Here is a 1,294-nt window from a genome sequence, read left to right on the forward strand (position 1 = left end):
AACATCCGTCGCGGACTCGATCGGGGGGGTGCAGGGCCGCCATGACCGAGCCGGCATCGCCCGAGCCGGCATCGCCCGATCCACGGGGCGATACCAGATCGCGGATCCTTGCCGCCGCCATGAGCCTCTTCAGCGAACAGGGGTATGCCGGCACCTCGGTGCGGGACATCTCCGAGCGCCTGGGAGTGACGAAGGCAGCGCTCTACTACCACTTTCCGTCGAAGGAGACGATCCTCGACGCCCTGCTGGAGCCCTTCGTGTCCGAGCTGGGTCGACTCGTCGATCTCGTTCGGCAGTCCCCGCCGCCGTCCCCCCGGGTCATCATCGAGCGATTCGTCGAGGCCCTGGCGGGCCCCGATGGCGTGCTGCTCGTCTTCGCCGACGACCCCTCGGTGATCCACCGCAAGATCGGCAAGAGCGACATCCTGTCGCTGCAGCAGGCCCTCGTGCACGGGCTCGCGGGGCCGGCTCCCACCCATCTCGGGTTGCTGCGCGCGTACTGCGCGGTCGGGTCCCTGCGGGGGGGGATCATCGGGATGGCGATCGAACGTGCCCAGGCCGCCGCCCGGCAGTCCACCAGCGCCGACGAGGAGCGCGGCGGCACGGGCGAAGCGGTCACCTGCTCCGAGCGCCTCCGGGTCCTCGTCTCGCAGGTACCGAGGACATTCACCCCCCTGGTCTCCGCCGCGGAGCAGGGGGAGATCGTGGCCGCCGCCCTCGCCGCTCTCGGTGACGATCCCGCCGTCTCCGTCTCCGCCGCTGACTCTGGCGCGGCCTCCGCCGCTGGCTCCGGCGGCTGCGGCGCGGTGGGTGATGAGGGGCATGAAAGTGACAGGTCTCCCTCCGGTGCACCTGACCGGGTCACAGGATGCCCCGGTCGCCGACGCGGGTCCGGTCGCGACATCTTGCCCGGCGCACGGGGAACGTCCCGCGTGCCGGGAGGCCGCGGCGTCTCACCCGCCTCCCGCGCCGGACCTGGCCTCCGTCCGGCTCCACTGACGACTGTATGCGCCGGATCGTGAGCGATCCGGCGCATCACCCCTTCGTATCCACCCACCTTCGCGGTTCATGTGCCTCATCTCACTCTTCAGACGTTCGTAGATGGTGGTCCGTCTATTTGGTCGTGGCAAATGCCGCTTTCGCTCTTGTTTGTCTGGGGCGGTAGGGTGGTCGCGTGTGGAGGATGGATCAGTGTTTGGATGATGAGCCTTCCGCCTGTCCGGCGCACGCCGCGGACGGGTCGACACATCTGCCGCCGGGGGTAGGTCTTGGCGGCTTTGCCTCCGCCACGGCC

General features: G+C 69.6%; 1 protein-coding gene. It reads left to right on the forward strand.

Annotation, left to right across the window (positions count from 1 at the left end):
- Positions 1-41 precede the first annotated feature (41 nt).
- Positions 42-1,022: a TetR/AcrR family transcriptional regulator gene (locus ACY45C_RS10180; RefSeq protein ID WP_462187382.1), complete on the forward strand. Its 981-nt coding sequence runs from the start codon at positions 42-44 to the stop codon at positions 1,020-1,022.
- The last annotated feature ends 272 nt before the right edge of the window (positions 1,023-1,294 follow it).

The organism is Frankia sp. CcWB2 (assembly GCF_977927585.1).